The sequence below is a fragment of the Subtercola lobariae genome (genome assembly GCF_014640255.1).
GTDB lineage: Bacteria > Actinomycetota > Actinomycetes > Actinomycetales > Microbacteriaceae > Subtercola > Subtercola lobariae.
Genome location: NZ_BMGP01000012.1, coordinates 1 through 15,063 on the forward strand (window position 1 = coordinate 1; position 15,063 = coordinate 15,063).

Sequence of the window (15,063 nt, forward strand, 5' to 3'; positions counted from 1 at the left end):
CCGACGAAGTCATCGTCTTCAAACGCTCGATGGCTGCGGGTTATGCGGGTGTCGCGAACCCCCTGTTCTACCGAGACAACACCCGCATGCTCTTCGGTGACGCCAAGACCCAAGTCGAAGAAATCGTCAGAGCCCTCGCCAACGTACGCGTCTGAATAGGGAACGAATTGCCATGCCCGATGCGCACCGGTCAGGTGTTAAAGCCCACCGACATTACTACCATGTTCGGTCGGCGTTAACAGTCAGGTCGAAAGAAGGCAGACCAGCGGTGAGTAAATCGACTAGCTTGGCCTCGAAGGGTCTGCTGCACGGATAGGTGACATCTGAGTTGGCTTGCCTGGAGGGCAGCCCGGAAGGATGTTGTTGTGCCTAAGCCTTATTCAAGAGAGTTCCGTGACGACGTGGTTCGTGTTGCGAGGAACCGTGAGCCTGGTGTCACGATCGAGCAGATCGCGAAGGATTTCGGGATTCACACGATGACGTTGCAGAAGGGATTGCAGCGCGCTGCGACCGATGTCGGCGATAAGCCAGGTCAGACGAGAACCGAGGCCGCGGAACTCCATGAAGTACGCAAGCCGATTCGGCTCCTGGAGCAGGAGAACGAGGTGTTACGGCGGGCGGCGGCGTATTTGTCGCAGGCGAATCTGCCGGGAAAAGGTTCTACCCGCTCGTGACTGAGCTCGCCGCCTCAGGGATCCCTGTCGCGGTGGTGTGTCGGGTACTCAAGCTCTCTCGTCAGCCCTACTACCGGTGGCTACGGGACACTGGCTGCGTGACTAGAAACTGTCACCTACTCGTGCAGCAGACCCTAAGGTGGCGCGTGACCACCCGACTAGCTGGCCTGCTTCTGTTGCCGTCTTTCCGGCTTGGCGAGCGGTCCGAGCGATCTCGAGTTTCTCCGCGATTATCTTCGGGTCGCTGACTGGTCTGCCGAATCGGGTGCCGGCAGCTTGTGCCACGGTGATGCCGGCGTTGACGCGTTCGACGATGAGCTCTCGTTCGTATTCCGCCAGGGTTGCGAGCATACCGAGCATCATCCGGCCGGTCTTCGTCGACGGATCGATGCCGTCCGAGACTGATCGCACGTTGATGCCGACCTGCTGCAGCGACTTCACCGTGTTCAACACATCGATCAGGGATCGGCCGAGCCTGTCGATACGCCACACAACCACAGTGTCGCCCTCTACAGCGTGCTCGAGGAGCCGGCTCATCGCCGGTCTGCTCGCGGCGACCTTCGTCCCGGATGTGACGTCGGAGAAGATATCGCGCTGTTGGACGCCCATTTTTACGAGCGCATCGATCTGCAGCTGCGCATCCTGCGCCGCGGTGCTGACACGTGTGTACCCCAAAAGCCGCATGCCGCCATCCTGCCTCAAAACCCCTAGAAACGGGCTTGAGACACGCACGACTATGAGACGAGTTTCCGAGACAACGAGCATCCGCGTGATTCCGGGCTTTTCAATGACCGGCTACCGGGGAGTGTAGTGCCTCATAAACCTTTAGGTTTTCGAGACAGAAGCTTTCGGACCGTGTCTCCATTCAGACTCGGCTTCTGAAGAGGCGGTGTCCGCACCCGTCGCGCAGGCCCTCACCCTTTCGTTACTTTAGGTCGGTCAGAGCCCATGTCGGCGGTCGCCGAGGATCCGATCCCATTTCTCGGCCTCTCGAGCAGCTGAGAACGAGTCTCGTCGCTCATTCACGGTTCGCGCCAGGTCGGACATGGCAAGGTCGCCATGAATGGCCGCGCCGGCCATGAGGCCGGCCGCGGCCGAGGCGACCACCATCGCCGACAGATCACTCGCGTTACCGGCCGCCCACACGCCCGGCACCGAGGTCTGACCGCGGGGATCGACGGCGATCTGCTGACCGAACGGCGTCGCCGCAGGCACACCTCCGAGTGCCTCGAACAGTTCGGTCCGCGCGAGGAACACTGGGGCGACTACAACGGCGTCCATCTCGAATGTCTTACCGCCCTCGATCTCGACGGCTCGGACCGACGTGCCGTCCACCAGCAGTCGCTCCACTCGGGGTGTGACGACTCGTACATTCAGGGCAGCGAGCTGCTCCCTTTGCTCGTCGCTGGGCTCCTGAGCATCGTGGAGGAACAGGGTGACATTCTCGCTGAGCTGCCGGAAGAGGAGCACCTGATGGATCGCGTTCTCGTTGCGGCCGAGCACGGCAATGCGGTGGTCGCGCACCTCCCAGCCGTGGCAGAACGGGCAGTGCAGCACGGTCCGCCCCCAGGCCGCTTCGGCCCCGGGCATGTCCGGCAATTTGTCCACCAGCCCGGTCGCGAGGACGACCCTGCGAGCCGTGACGTGCATCCGCCCGTCGTCAACCTCGATCGTGAAGTCGTCGACTGTGCCGGAGGCTCCGGTCGCGACTCCGGACACGATGCGTGCTCCGTAGGCCGTGGCCTCTGCTCGACCGCGGGCGAGGAGCTCCGCGGGGGCGACTCCCTCCTGCCCGAGAACGTTGTGAGCGCCTGCCGCGGACGCGTTGCGTGGTTGCCCCGCGTCGATGACGACCACGCCGCGCCGGGAACGGGCGAGAGCGACGGCTGCGGCCAGTCCCGCCGCGCCGCCACCGACGACGACCACGTCGGCCTGGATTTTCTCGCTCATCGGTCGACTCCGGTTGCGATGGTGTCTGCCTCGCGGTCGTCCGGGCGGACCGCCACCCAGAAGACACGACCCGAGGTGTAGTGGATAGGTGAGCCGGCGGGAAGGCTTGAGGCGAGCGACACGAGCGCCGCGTCGATGGCAGCGAGGTCGTCGGGACCGAGGTCGTCGGCGAGCAGCTGTCGGCTGCGCGCCAGTTGGAGTTCGAGGAACCGTGCGCCGTCAGCCGGTGCCGATGAAACCGAGATCGCCACTTCCTGCCGCTCGACCGGGGCGAAGCCGGCCACCCTGAGCGCCTTCGACCAGTCGGCGGCCACCGGATAGCCGCGGGCCGCCAGAGCACCGACCAGGTGTTCGCCGAGCGTCGCAGAGGTCGTTCCGAGGCTGGCAGGGCTGTAGGCGGTTGATCCGGTGAACTCGCTCAGGACAGCGACACCGCCGGGCCGCAGTAGGTCGAACGTCTCCTTCAGCACCCGCGTGGCGTCAGTCGCGTGATGAAGCGACAGCGCAGCCCACGCGAGGTCGACCGAGCCTGGCAGGCCGGCCGGCCAGTCGTCGTCGAGGTCGACGAGGTGCGTCTCGACCCGACTCGAGACACCCGATTTCGACGAGGATGCGCGGACGCGTTCGAGCATGCCCGCCGACGCGTCGAGGGCGTGAACACGTGCCTCGGCGAAACGGTTCGCGAGGGCGACAGTGCCTGTCCCGGTTCCGGCACCGAGGTCGACGACCTCGCGTGGATCCCGGCCCAGCGCAGCCGCCGCGGCCTCGAGGGCTTCGCGGAGGAACGGGGCGGCATGGACTGCGTCCAGATCGAGGAGCTCGGCGAGGTCGCCGTCGTTCCGGGGCGCGGGTCCGTGCCCGGGGCGGGTGTGATGGTGGTCGTGCGCGGCCTGTTTCATCGAGGTCATGCGCCTACGTTAACAAGTAACTGCTTATCGCGCATATGCTTTTGCGTATGACGCAAGAACCACTTGACGAGATTGTCAGACAGCGCATCCGTGGCCTGCGAATCGCACGGGGGTGGACCCTCGACACGCTAGCCGCTCGCTGCCATCTTTCAGCGTCGACGCTGAGCCGCATTGAGACAGGCCATCGGCGGATCGCCCTCGACCAGCTCGTGCCCATCGCCGCCGCGCTCGGCACGACACTCGATCAGCTCGTCGAGCCTGAAGGCGACGACGACGTCGTAATTCGACCCGAACCGGAATCCCGACCGGGTTCGACGACATGGCTGCTCTCACGGGAGCGGGACCGCCGGGGAGTCACCGTCGCCAAGATGCGCATCACCCCTGAGCGTGAAACGGGCGAGCCCGGCGTGCATCCCGGCTACGAATGGTTCACCGTTCTCAGCGGGACCATCCGACTCCACCTGGGAGAGCGCACCATTCTGGTTCGCGACGGGCAAGCGGCAGAGTTCCCGACAATGACTCCGCACTCGATTCACGCACACGAAGGGCCCGCCGAGATCCTCACAATCTTCGACCATGACGGCGAGAGGGCCCACCTCCCCGGCCAACGGCGGTCTCCGCGCGACCACGAGAAGACCGACACGCAGGTCGCAACCAACGACACCGAACGATGAACTTTGGCGCCCGCGCACAACGACCCGCCATTAGCGATAACCGAACATTGCCAAGCAGCACAAAACTATGCACCTGCGGCTTCTGTCTACTGATTCCGGGGGAGAGGCGTGCCTCATTCACCTTTAGATGTCCGAGGCAACTGTCGCGTCCTGTCGAAGACAGTTTCTGCGACGGACCGTCGGCTGGGCACGGCCGCCTAGGGTCATCGCGGTTGGTTGGTGTTTAGCTGTCCATTGGTGAGCTGAGCTCGACGAGGATGCGGTTGAGATCTTTTACGTAGGCAACGACCTGGCCCCCACGGTTTTGTGAGCGGTTCAGCAACATGGCTCGCGCCAGCTTCACCTGCCCGCGCATAGGCACGGGGACATCCTCGGTCGCGAGAGCCAACTGAGATGACGGTGATCATCGCGGCCTCGGCACGTTTACGGCGTTCGAGCAGCCATTCCGGGAAATACGTGCCCTGCCGCAGCTTCGGCACGGCGACCTCGATGGTACCGACCCTGGTGTCGGTGTCGAGGTCGAGGTGCCGGTAGCCGTTTCGTTGGGCCGTCCGGTGAGGGCTCGGTTTACCCCACTCCGCACCGACGACCGCGTCAGCTTCGGCAGAGAGAAACGCGCTCGTCATCGTTTGCAGCAGGCTACGAATCAGATCCGCGGACGCGTCGCCCGACGCTTCGCTGAGCAGCCCGGCAGGTTCGACAATATGAGGAGCGGTCATCGTGTTGATGCCTTCGAGTGGGATATAGGAGTTTCCTCGAAGGATTGCGGTGACCGCGCCCATGTCCACCACGCGAACCACAACCGCCGAGCTAAGCCACTCCAGGGGCACTACTAAGCGAGAAGTCGCTCTTTGTGAAACGCGTTCCAGCTCGAACTGGATCTTGTAGGAGCGCACGGCGCATCGTTGCGGCTCAGAGATTCACCGAGCGCTGAGATTCGCAACGCGGTGCCGCGACCTGGAGATGGGTTCTCACTGAGCCTTGAGCTACGCGGTTATTGACCACCGCCCATGAGCGCGGTGAGTTTGCTTTCGAGATGGAAGGTCCGATCGAAGTTGGTGGTGATGTAGGCGCGGATCTCGGAGATGAGACCGTCGTCGTTGACGGTAATCCAATCTCCGTTGTGGTCCTCGTATCGCTCACCGGTCGCTGGCAGGACGAGACCCGGGGCGAGCTCGAAGTCGGCGGTCCAGGTGCCGTACTCCAGAAACTCGCAGACGACGAGGTTCTCGTTCACGGCATGGATACTGTTGAGATCCCAGGTCCAATCGGGGAACGCGACCATGAACCCTTTCATCTGGTCGCCCCAGGCCTGCTTTCCTGTGGGCGCCCAGTTCGTGCTGTCGCCGAACCGTTGGAAGTCTTCGGACATGTAGGCCAGGGCGCCGTCGATGTCGTGGGTGGTGTAGCAGTCGTTCCAGGCGCGGACGACCTCTTCTGCTGTCATTCGTGTACTCATGTGCATTCTCCTTACTTCGTTGTGATGGATGTCTATTTCGTGGTGATGGAGGTTTCGAGGCGAACAGAAGTCGTCAGGCGGAACTTGCTCTCGTCGGGGGTCTGGCTCAGCTGCCAGAGAACTTCGGGCAGGAACGGGCTCGGCAGGATGATCCGGCCCGACTCGTTGCGGTAGTACGTGTCGGCGGTCGTGTCGTGAGCCCAGAGCAGATCGGCCATGAGCCGCTCAATCTCCTCGTTGTGCTGGTCGTGAGCCTCCTGCGTCACTTCAATGGAAGCGGCGTCGTTCTCGACGAGCAGCTGCAGGGCCTCGAAGATGTAGTGGTTCACCGTCTCGGCCATGAAGTTGTGGCCGCCACCGCCGTTCGCGACACCCGTGTTGGGCCCGTCGTTGATGAAGAGGTTCGGGAATGCCGGAACCGTTCCGCCGAGGTAACTCCGCGGGTTGTTGTTCGCCCACACGTCGCTGAGGCGGATGCCGTCGCGGCCGATGATCTCGACCGGTGCGAGCCACTCGAGGGTCATGCCCGTTGCCCAGATGATGACATCAAGCTCGACGAGCGCGCCGTCGGCCGTCACAATGCCCTCCGGAACCACGCGGGCGATCGGGGTGGTGATGAGATCGACGTTCGGCTGGGCCAGCGAGTAGTAGTACCCACCCGCGACATAGTCTTTCGGATCGCGCACAGGACGTTTTCCGCCGTACGGGAAGTCGGGCGTCAGCTTGATTGCCAACTCCGAACCTTCGCCGAAGGTGTCGTTGATGTAGTTGAGGCTGGCTTTCATGGCGAGGTCGTTCATCGCCGAGATTGACACGGAGTCGGGATGGGCGCTCATCCATTCTTCGTCGACCTCGTTCATGAGGTGACTGAACGCGTTGACCTGAGCGAATATCGTGAACCGCGCCCACTGCAGGTAGTACGGCAGGTGCTCGCGAAGCCAGTGCTCGCTCTCGCTCACGATGCCTTCGCCGACGGTGTTCGGAGAGACCCAGTGCGCTTGACGTTGGAACACTGACAGGTGTGATGTTCGGGCGGCGACGCTCGAGACGATCTGGATGCCCGCTGCACCGACACCGACACAGGCCACGCGTTTGCCGTCGAGCTCGACGTCGCGCCACGTTCCCGTGTGGACAGACTCGCCCGCGAACGTCTCGATACCCGACACGTTCGGATACTTCGCCCGGTTCAGGTGGCCGGTGGCAGTGACCACAGCGGCAGCTCGCACCACGCGGGAGGTGTTGTCCACGGTCGAGAGCACCGTCAGCTCCCAGACCTGCTCCTCGTCGAACCACTCCATGCGGGTGATCTCGGAGTTGAAGTGAGTCCGCTCGAGCAGGCCGTACTTCTCCGCGATCCCCTGCAGATAGTGCTGGTACTCCTCGCCGACCGGGAAGAACCGGCTCCAGTTCGACGTCACCTCCCAGGAGAGGGAGTAGTACATCGCAGGCGTGTCGACCGCGACGCCCGGATAGCTCTGAGACCACCACAGGCCCCCGATGCCTGCCTCCGCGTCGAAGATCTCGTACTCGAAACCGCGATCGGCGGCCTTAATAGCTGCGTCAATGCCGGTCATGCCAGCGCCGATGATGGCAAGATTGAGGGTCTTCGACGGCGTCTTCGTCGGGATGATCGCTCGCTGATCAGGCACGAAGCCGGCTTGCTCACGGTTCATCCCCGCGTGCGTCGCAGGAACCTCGAATCCTGCGGCCAGCGCGCTGAGGCGTTGAAACAATTCCGAATCCTCGACACCCAGGTAGTGGGCCTGGTCCTCGCTCGTGAGCACACTCTCGATGCGAGCGAGGAGCTCTTCACGGACTTCCGGCGCCTCTGCTTCGCCTGCGGGGGAGGTGGAGCGGCCCGTCAGCGATACCGCTGGAGCGATCCTTCCCGCGTATCGGTCCAGCAGGGACACGTCACCGGTCACGTGCACAGCGACCAGCAGGAGCTGGTTCGTCTGCGCAGCACGGGCGTGGCGGCGAAGCTCATCGGCCGAGACAACCGACTTCTTCACATGGTGCGTGAACTGTGCACGCAGGTTTCCCTCGGACATATTCTCTTCTCCTCGTCGAGCAGGTCACCATCTCAATTGATCTATACATTCTATATTGTTCGAGAACAAAAGCAAGATCTGCTCTAAAACCCCGGCTGTATAGGGCGAAGATGGGCTAATAAGACTCTATTTTTGCCTAGAGAGAGGCGCCGGTGAGGTGCTCAGGCGAGAGGTGCGGCCGACCGCTTGTCGAATTGAGCGGCGAGAAGTTCGCCGGCGTGGGCCATGTGGCTCGCCATTGCGACGCGGGCACCCTCGGCGTCCTGTGCTCTGATGCTTTCGAGGATGGTCGAATGGTCATCGGCGGTAGCAGCCGGCCAGCCCTCGATCGACGCGTAGAACAGGCTCGGCACGTAGCGCTCGATGACTCCGAGTACCCAGCCGAGTTTGCGCGATTCGGCCATGTGGTTGATCTGGCGGTGGAATCTGAAATTCTTTTCCTCTAGCGCTTCGAAGTCCCGTCGGCTGGCTGCAGCGAGGAGTTCGTGGTGGAGCGCCTCCAGCTCCGCGACATCATCGGGTGTCGCGACGTCGGCCGCTCGAGCGGCGAGTTCTCCGGCGATCAGAGCGTTCGCCCGGAAGAGGTCACGGATGTCGTCACCCGTCAGCGGAGCGACGATGAAGCCCCGGCGGGGAAGCAGCTCGAGGAAGCCCTCGACGCGGAGCACCTGAAGGGCTTCGCGAGCCGGGGTTGCCGAGATGTCGAGCGCTTCACCGATGGCCTCTGGCCGCACGGATGCGCCGGGCAGCAGTTCGCCGGCCATGATCAGGTTTCGAACATACGTCGACGCGTCTTCGCTGAGCTGCGTTTTCTTCGTCGAGACGTCTCGAGCGTTCATGGTCATTGGCGGCGCCTCCACTATCGAGACTAGCGCGACGCAAGCGTCGCCAGCTCGGCCAGAACGGCCTCGGTGTGTTCACCGAGAGCGGGGACCGCATCCATTCTGAATCCGGACTCGCGTGATGTGACGGGGGGAATCAGCGAGCGCAGGGGACCAACGGGCGAGTCGACGTCCCGCCAACGGTCCCGAGCTGCCAGCTGCGGGTGCGCCGAGAATTGCTGCATGTCGCGGAGCGCCGCGTTCGCGATGCCGGCCCGATCGAGCCTGGCCAGGGCTTCTTCGGTTCTCAGCCGAGAGAATGCCCGCCGGATCTCCTCGTCGAGGGCTGCTCGGTTGGCGACGCGCGAACTATTGTCTACGAACCGCAGATCGCGTGCTATCTCATCGTCTCCGAGCACCTGACTGCAGAAGCGAACCCACTCCCGCTCGTTCTGAATGCCGAAGAACACGGGAGCCTCGCTGGTCTCGACGGGCCCGTAGGGGGCGATCGTCGCGTGGCTGGCGCCGCTCCTGGGCTGCTGCGTACCGCCGAATTCAGCGTAGAAGTAGGGCTGCCCCATCCACTCGCCGAGAGCTTCGAGCATGGAGACCTCGATGACATCTCCGAGGCCCGTCGCAGAGCGCTGCAGCAGGGCGGTCAGAATACCGGAATAGGCATACATGCCGGCCGAGATGTCGGCAATCGAGATGCCGACCTTCGCCGGAGCCTCCGGCGTGCCGGTGACACTCAGGAGCCCGGCCTCGCACTGGATCAGAAGGTCGTACGCCTTCTTGTCTTCGTACTCGCCGCCGTGACCGTACCCCGAGATGGATGTGTGGATCAGGCGGGGGTTGAGCGCGAGGGCCTGTTCACCGCCGAGGCCGAGCCGGTCGACCGCACCCGGCGCCAGGTTCTGAACGAAGATGTCGGCGCGGCTCACGAGCGTGGTGAGGGCGTCAAGGCCCGCGGTCGACTTCAGGTCGAGGACGACGCTCTCCTTGCTGCGGTTCAGCCAGACGAAGTAGCTCGCCATGCCCTCGACCCGCGAGTCGTAGCCGCGAGCGAAGTCGCCGGTGTCCCGCTCGATCTTGATCACCCGTGCCCCCAGATCGGCGAGCTGACGAGTGGCAAACGGAGCGGCGACGGCTTGCTCGAGCGACACCACGGTGAGCCCGGCCAGCGGAAGCCGCTTCATTTCCAGACCCTGGCGTCTTTAAGGATTCTCCTGGCCCGTTCGAACAGGGGCCGATCGACCAAGCGGCCGTCGACACGCCCGGCTCCACCTTCGACCTTCAGAATGGCCTTCGCCCAGTCGACCTCGCCAGCAGACGGTGCGAAGCCGGCCTTAATGGCTGGCAGCTGAGCCGGATGGATCGCGAGCATGCCGCCGAACCCCCGCCCCTTCGCTCGTCTGGCCGCCCGCTCGACCGCATCGGTGTCATCGATCTCCAGCGACGGCGACTCCAGCGGCCCGGCAAGGTTCGCCACCCGCGACGCGATCACGAGCTGCGACCTGGCATAGTCGAGGTTCTCGTCAAGAGGCTCGGCCCCGATGTCGAGGGAGAAGTCCACGGCACCAAACGCGAGCCGGTCGATTCCCTCGGTCTGCGCAACGCTCTGCGCGATCTCGAGGGCGTGGATGAGGCCGAGAGCGGATTCGATGAGGGGCACGACGGCGATCTCCGCGGCGAACGCTTCTCTGACGCGCGAGACCGCTGCGGGACACTCGGCCTTCGCGAGCACGATTCCGCGGAGCCCGTTTCGCGGTTCGATGGCGATGGCGCGAAGCGCCTCGATGTCATCGGCGAAGGCCTTCGTGTCCGCTCCATTGACGCGGACGTACGCGGCGATGGTTCCTGCTCCGTCGAGGCGATCGACACCACTGAGCGCGGCGACGACGTTCCTCCTCGCGCTGACTGTTGCGCCCGGCGCGACGGCGTCCTCGAGGTCGATGATCACCCGATCCGCGCTGGTGTCGTACGCTTTGCGAAACCGTTCCGGTCGATCGCCCGGAACGAAGAGGTAGCTGAGCGAGGCTGCAGAATCGGCCTCTGGACCCATTCTCATGCGACACTCGCCGTTCCGCCACCGGCTAACTTCAGAAGCGACGCTTCATCGGGGCGCGAACCGACTGTGCTGGGCCCCTCGCCTCGTCGATACACCATGAAGGCACGACGAAAACCGAGCACGACCACGCCGTCCTGGTTGTAGCCCTCCGTCGCGACGGTGACGATGCCGATCTGGGGCCTCGAGCCGGATGGCCGAAGGGAGATCACGGTCGATCGCGAGTAGATCGTGTCTCCCGCGAATACCGGCACCGGGCACCGGACCTCGTCCCAGCCGAGGTTCGCAAAGACGTTGAACGAAAGGTCGATGGTCGACTGGCCAGTGACGAGGGCGAGGGTCAGCGTCGAGTTCATCAGCGGCCGGCCGTATTCGGTCTGCAGCGCGAAATTCGCATCCAGATGCGTCTTCGAGGTGTTCTGCGTCATCAACGTGAACCACTGATTGTCTGCGTCGGTGAGCGTTCGCGCCATCGGGTGATAGTAGATATCACCTACAGCGAAGTCTTCGTAGAAGCGTCCTGTCCAACCTGGAACCACTCTCAGAGAGTCGTTGTCGCTCATGAGTTCTCCCTCGTCCTCGGTGTCTCCGCCATCAGACCAGCGCAGCTCTTCGCTTCACTGTCACTTCTGAATATATACTATTTAGCATGGCCGGTAGGTTATCGGCGCAGTGAGGACGCCATGACAGTCACCGTGCAGCCCCTGACGACACTCGTCGAGCTTCGGGCCCGGACCCGCCAGCTCTGCTCGGCATTCGACGACGCGTACTGGCGCGAAACAGACCGGAACAGGCGATACCCACAGGAGTTCGTCGACGCTCTGACCGAGTCGGGCCTCCTGGCCGCGCTCGTGCCGGCCGAGTACGGCGGTATGGGTCTCGGCATCACTGAGGGGAGTGTCATCCTCGAAGAGATCAATCACTCCGGCGGGCACTCCGCCGCGTGCCACGCCCAGATGTACACGATGGGTTCGCTCCTCCGGCACGGCAGCGAAGAGCAGAAGTCGCTCTACCTCCCGGCCATCGCCGCAGGTGACCTGCGGCTCCAGGCGTTCTCAATCACGGAGGATGCAGGATCAGACACGACCAACATCGAGACGAGAGCAGAAACGGTCGGCGACGACTTCATCGTGACCGGCCACAAGACGTGGACCAGTCGCGTCGAAGAGTCTGACCTGATGCTGCTCCTGGCCCGTACGACTGCGAAATCCGAGGTCAAGACCGATGGAATGACACTCTTCCTCGTCGACCTGCGGCAGGTCCGCGCCGAACAGCCCGAGTCGATGCGCGTCGTGAAGGTCAACACAATGATGAATTACGCGACCAACCAGATCTTCTACGAAGGCATGCGGCTGCCAAAGTCCTCCGTCATCGGCGAGGTCGGATCCGGTTTCCGGTACGTGCTCGACAGCTGGAATGCAGAGCGGATCCTGCTCGCTGCCGAGGCTGTCGGAGACGGGTACTGGTTCACTGAACGCGCCAGCACGTACGCCGGTACACGCGTCGTCTTCGACCGGCAGATCGGCGTCAACCAGGGCGTACAATTCCCGATCACAGAGGCCTACATGAAGGTGAGGTCTGCTGATCTGATGCGATTCGAGGCGGCCCGACTCTTCGATCAGGACGAGCCCTGCGGCCCCGAGGCGAACATGGCCAAGTACCTCAGTTCCGAAGCAAGCTGGGAGGCTGCGAACGCGTGCCTGAACACCTACGGCGGCTACGGGTTCGTCGACGAATACGACATCGAGCGCAAGTTCCGCGAGACCCGGATGTATCAGGTCGCCCCGATCAACAACAACCTCATCAAGACTTTCATCGGCTCCAAGGTTCTCGGAATGCCCCGGACCTACTGATAGGTCGGCCGGCCCGGTCGAGAGGCTCGCGACCTACCAGCCGGTGACCGCGGTGGCCGCGGCGAGACCCTGCCGGCGACCCGCTTCGGCGCATCCGCCCCGCCGCGAGATATCGAACGGGTTTGGCCCGATCGCGTCGATGGCATCGCTGTTCGGAACGATCACGGTGACCAGCCCGCCCGCCGCCCGCAGCTCGGCCGCTGTCTGATCGACGCTCGGGAAACCACCGCTCGACTCGGGCGCCGGCGCAATGATGATGGCGCTGTCGTACCCGGCTGCGAGCTGCGGATTCGCCGGCGAGAGCATGCCCCCGTCGATCCACTTCCGGCCACCTGCCTCGACCATAGGCCAGATCCCGGGTACCGCGCCTGTCGCGTTCGCCGCTTCCGTCAGGGTCAGCCCCGAAGACCGATCGAGAACGACCAGTTCGCCGGTCTCGGCGTCGATTGCCGTCATGTGGAGCCGGTCGTCCGGCCAGTCGGAGATACCGAGTCGGGCTTTCACGACCTCGAGCCGTCTCTCCGGGCTGATCGTCTCCGCTGCCATCGCTATCCGGCCGAAGGCCCGGGCCAGGGGGACTGCCCGCCCGTAGTTCTGCGTGATCGCGGCCGTGTATGCCTCGATGATATCTGTCGACATCGCAACCGTCACCTCCGTCTCGTCCGGCTCGAACTGGGCCCGGTAGCGAGTCTCCATGTCCTCCCCTGAGGCAATGAGTGCAGCGGTAAACGATCCGGCCGAGGTGCCGTACAGGGCGTCTGCGTTTGTGAGATCGATTCCGCCGTCGGCGAGCCCAGCGATGATGCCGATCTCCCATGAGATACCGGTGATCCCGCCGCCGCCCAGGACGACGGCGCGCGTGTTCGAAGTCGAGGTCATCAGTGACCTTCCAATCTGCTCTCAAATAAAAATATAGTCTATAGAGAGCCAGAAGGGTCGGCTCCCGCGGCTATCTCGTGCGGCCAGTCGTGAGCGATGCCGCTGGGGGAACGGCTGACGCCCTGTGCACGCGGGCTGGCTCGTGGTCGGCGAGGATCAGTCGGCGGCGATCCATCCCACGACTATTGTCGGCGCCGCGGTATTGCCGGCGACCTGCACGGGAAGCACCGAGGCATCGGCCACTCTGAGTTCCTGCACTCCGCGCACGCGCAGCCGCGCACCCACCACATCGTCGTCGTTCGGCCCCATGCCATTCGCTCCGATGGCGTGGCAAAGCCCGGCGCCACTAGTGGCCAGCACATACGCGACCACCTCGTCAGGACTCGTGACAGCAGAGCCCGGGAAATCCTCGTCGACAATGTAGTCGGCGACCGGGCTCGCTGCGAGAACCTCGCGCGCTGTGCCGTTCTTCACCGTCGACGGAGTGAAAGCGATTCGCTCCCTGTCGTGGTCAATGTAGTCGTCGACTCGGGGGCACAGGATGGATCGTGGCCCCCATCGCCTTCGTCGGCGCAGCGCTAGCCGTAACGAATTTCGTCATCTCACACCTCGACTGAGAGGCCCCCATCGAGGCGACCATGAGCGTCTAGCATCGACTCACGCGCAAGAGGGTTGCCGAACAATGCTGTCAAAACGTGGCCAACTATCGAAGCGATTCACATGCCAGCTGTCTACCGGGGGCTGCCTCATTAGCCTTTAGTTATCCGAGGCGGCCAGATCCTTGGTTCTAGCAGCCCGAGGCCTGAGGCTTCGAACTGTTGCACCGCAGGATCTTCGACGAAGAGTTTGCCTTCCTCATCTGCGGCGTCAGCACATCCCGGCAGTAAAGACTGATAGCGAGCGGCGATTGCAGAACGTTCTTAGGGAGCGAGGAGCTCAACATGGCCGCCGCCAGAGGCTTCTCAGCAACCGTGTGGGCGTAGTTTGACCTAGGCGGCGATCAGCTGGAGAAGACGACCGGATCTCCCGTGAAGTGAAGGTCATTGCAGAGCTGGAATAACTCGTCGCCCTTGCCTGGCTTCGCCTGGAAGCGCAACACCACACCTGGCTGATTGGTATTCATGGACTTCTCCTTGTTCGTCTGCTTCTCAGAGCGATTTCGGTAGCAGTAGATCGCTGATCCAAACTGGCGAGGGCGGTCTCACCACCCGCAGTCTCGCCGCGTCGCTAGAAACGGGATCGGGCGCAATTTTCTATCACGTCGGCAGCAGAGATGAACTTCTCCGAACTGCGGTGGACTTCATCGTGGCTGACGTGATTGGCGGCATCGCTATCGAGACGACACCGGAAGAGTCCATCCGATCGCTCATGATGGGTGTTTTCGACGCGATCCAGGCGCATCCTTGGGCCGGCGCGCAGCTCGCACGCGAACCCGGGCAAACCGCTGTCCTTGAGATGTTCCTAGAGATCGGTAGCAGGCTGCAACCTCTCGGCGTTCGCGATGAAGAGCTCTTCGATGCGGCCTCGACATTGCTGAGTTACCTTCTAGGCATTGCTGGGCAACTCGCGGCCAGTGTCCGCATTTCGCAGCGCACCGACCGGGTGTCTAGCCCCGGGTTTAATGGAGGTTCTTGATCCCCTGAAAGGGTAAGAATCATGCCAGCGATGAAGAAGTATCCACCCGAGTTGAAAGAGCGGGCGATCCGGTTGGTGTTGGACTCCGTTGACG

At 63.2% G+C, this 15,063-nt stretch carries 17 protein-coding genes and 1 pseudogene; 5 read left to right on the top strand and 13 right to left on the bottom strand.

The window, feature by feature from the left end:
• Both IEX24_RS19220 and IEX24_RS19770 read left to right on the top strand, forming a co-directional pair.
• On the top strand, positions 1-155 hold a 155-nt coding region (locus tag IEX24_RS19220; RefSeq protein ID WP_188681382.1), incomplete at its 5' end, for an NAD(P)(+) transhydrogenase (Re/Si-specific) subunit beta.
• 210 nt (positions 156-365) lie between these two features.
• Positions 366-674 carry a transposase gene (locus tag IEX24_RS19770; protein WP_203586081.1) on the top strand — a complete coding sequence of 103 codons (309 nt, stop codon included), beginning with the start codon at positions 366-368 and terminating at the stop codon, positions 672-674.
• A gap of 102 nt (positions 675-776) precedes the next feature.
• Here the strand turns inward: IEX24_RS19770 and IEX24_RS19230 are convergent, their stop codons facing one another.
• The 3 genes from IEX24_RS19230 to IEX24_RS19240 form a co-directional block, all read right to left on the bottom strand.
• The gene (locus tag IEX24_RS19230) at positions 777-1,358 is read right to left on the bottom strand and encodes a recombinase family protein (RefSeq protein WP_188681384.1); all 582 of its coding nucleotides are present in this window, start codon (positions 1,356-1,358) and stop codon (positions 777-779) included.
• 255 nt (positions 1,359-1,613) lie between these two features.
• Positions 1,614-2,624 (bottom strand): NAD(P)/FAD-dependent oxidoreductase, encoded by a 1,011-nt coding sequence (locus IEX24_RS19235; RefSeq protein ID WP_188681386.1) that lies wholly within the window; start codon positions 2,622-2,624, stop codon positions 1,614-1,616.
• Positions 2,621-3,532, bottom strand: a complete 912-nt coding sequence (locus IEX24_RS19240) for a class I SAM-dependent methyltransferase (RefSeq protein WP_188681388.1) — start codon at positions 3,530-3,532, stop codon at positions 2,621-2,623. The genes IEX24_RS19235 and IEX24_RS19240 overlap by 4 nt, the downstream gene beginning before the upstream one ends.
• Positions 3,533-3,579: 47 nt before the next feature.
• Here IEX24_RS19240 and IEX24_RS19245 point away from each other — a divergent pair, with 47 nt between their 5' ends.
• Entirely contained in the window at positions 3,580-4,206 is a 627-nt protein-coding gene (locus IEX24_RS19245; protein ID WP_188681390.1) for a helix-turn-helix domain-containing protein, read from the top strand.
• A gap of 389 nt (positions 4,207-4,595) precedes the next feature.
• Here the strand turns inward: IEX24_RS19245 and IEX24_RS19250 are convergent.
• The 7 genes and pseudogenes from IEX24_RS19250 to IEX24_RS19280 form a co-directional block, all read right to left on the bottom strand.
• Positions 4,596-4,925 (bottom strand): annotated as a pseudogene (locus tag IEX24_RS19250) (transposase); the annotation flags it as partial.
• A gap of 275 nt (positions 4,926-5,200) precedes the next feature.
• Positions 5,201-5,665 (bottom strand): nuclear transport factor 2 family protein, encoded by a 465-nt coding sequence (locus IEX24_RS19255; protein ID WP_188681391.1) that lies wholly within the window; start codon positions 5,663-5,665, stop codon positions 5,201-5,203.
• Between the two features lie 32 nt (positions 5,666-5,697).
• Positions 5,698-7,716 carry a flavin-containing monooxygenase gene (locus IEX24_RS19260; RefSeq protein ID WP_188681394.1) on the bottom strand — a complete coding sequence of 673 codons (2,019 nt, stop codon included), beginning with the start codon at positions 7,714-7,716 and terminating at the stop codon, positions 5,698-5,700.
• A gap of 161 nt (positions 7,717-7,877) precedes the next feature.
• Complete coding sequence (locus IEX24_RS19265) at positions 7,878-8,561, bottom strand: GntR family transcriptional regulator (protein WP_229715607.1); 684 nt, start codon at positions 8,559-8,561, stop codon at positions 7,878-7,880.
• A 23-nt stretch (positions 8,562-8,584) separates the two neighbouring features.
• Entirely contained in the window at positions 8,585-9,733 is a 1,149-nt protein-coding gene (locus IEX24_RS19270; protein ID WP_188681396.1) for a CaiB/BaiF CoA transferase family protein, read from the bottom strand.
• Positions 9,730-10,605: an HpcH/HpaI aldolase/citrate lyase family protein gene (locus tag IEX24_RS19275; RefSeq protein ID WP_188681398.1), complete on the bottom strand. Its 876-nt coding sequence runs from the start codon at positions 10,603-10,605 to the stop codon at positions 9,730-9,732. Before IEX24_RS19275 ends, IEX24_RS19270 begins: the two co-directional genes overlap by 4 nt.
• Positions 10,602-11,165 (bottom strand): MaoC family dehydratase, encoded by a 564-nt coding sequence (locus tag IEX24_RS19280; RefSeq protein ID WP_188681400.1) that lies wholly within the window; start codon positions 11,163-11,165, stop codon positions 10,602-10,604. The genes IEX24_RS19275 and IEX24_RS19280 overlap by 4 nt, the downstream gene beginning before the upstream one ends.
• Before the next feature lie 120 nt (positions 11,166-11,285).
• Between IEX24_RS19280 and IEX24_RS19285 the strand changes: the two genes are divergently transcribed.
• Complete coding sequence (locus IEX24_RS19285) at positions 11,286-12,455, top strand: acyl-CoA dehydrogenase family protein (protein WP_188681402.1); 1,170 nt, start codon at positions 11,286-11,288, stop codon at positions 12,453-12,455.
• A 33-nt stretch (positions 12,456-12,488) separates the two neighbouring features.
• On the opposite strand, the gene IEX24_RS19290 is transcribed toward IEX24_RS19285, so the two are convergent.
• From IEX24_RS19290 to IEX24_RS19900, 3 genes are all read right to left on the bottom strand, one after another.
• A complete protein-coding gene (locus IEX24_RS19290) occupies positions 12,489-13,334 on the bottom strand; it encodes a patatin-like phospholipase family protein (protein WP_188681404.1) in 846 nt (281 codons plus the stop codon).
• Between the two features lie 156 nt (positions 13,335-13,490).
• Positions 13,491-13,808 (bottom strand): GMC oxidoreductase, encoded by a 318-nt coding sequence (locus IEX24_RS19295; RefSeq protein ID WP_188681407.1) that lies wholly within the window; start codon positions 13,806-13,808, stop codon positions 13,491-13,493.
• 526 nt (positions 13,809-14,334) lie between these two features.
• A complete protein-coding gene (locus tag IEX24_RS19900) occupies positions 14,335-14,457 on the bottom strand; it encodes a hypothetical protein (protein WP_268236308.1) in 123 nt (40 codons plus the stop codon).
• Between the two features lie 182 nt (positions 14,458-14,639).
• On the opposite strand from IEX24_RS19900, the gene IEX24_RS19300 reads away from it, so the two are divergent.
• Complete coding sequence (locus IEX24_RS19300; RefSeq protein WP_188681409.1) at positions 14,640-14,969, top strand: hypothetical protein; 330 nt, start codon at positions 14,640-14,642, stop codon at positions 14,967-14,969.
• The last annotated feature ends 94 nt before the right edge of the window (positions 14,970-15,063 follow it).